Source organism: Erwinia sp. PME.40.26/001 (genome assembly GCF_055556675.1).
Window position 1 is genome coordinate 1 of sequence record NZ_JBVHNP010000033.1, and the last position, 435, is coordinate 435.

Consider the following 435-nt stretch of genomic DNA (forward strand, 5'->3'; position numbering starts at 1 on the left):
GTCGCGTCCGGTCGGCGCCGCGCAGCCGATCTTCGTCCAGGCCCCCGAGGCCCCGCGTCCGCGCGGCAACCGCGGTGCCGCCGGTGCCATCGGCCTCCTCGCGGCGCTCGTGTTCGCCGTGCTGTACCTCGCCGCGACGCTCGGCCTCGGCCTGCTCCTGGGCAGGATCCAGATCGACGGTCTCGCGGATGCCGCCCTCTCGGCGCTCGCCACCTGGACGCTGTGGGTTCCCACGGTGGCGTTCTTCGTCGGCTTCTGGTTCCTCGGTTCGCTCATCAACCGGGGCGGCTGGGGCCACTGGGTCGTCTGGGGTCTGATCGTCGGCGTGATCTCGTGGGGCGGCTACATCCTGGGTGCGCTCTTCGCCGCTCCCTTCTGGATGCTGACAGTCCGCCAGGGCGTGGACGTCGTCCAGGCGAGCGTCCTTGCGCCGCT

General features: G+C 72.0%; 1 protein-coding gene. It reads left to right on the forward strand.

The window, feature by feature from the left end:
* Positions 1 to 435, forward strand: a 435-nt coding sequence (locus ACZ3HG_RS23075) for a hypothetical protein (protein ID WP_465334616.1), incomplete at both ends; no start/stop codon positions are given.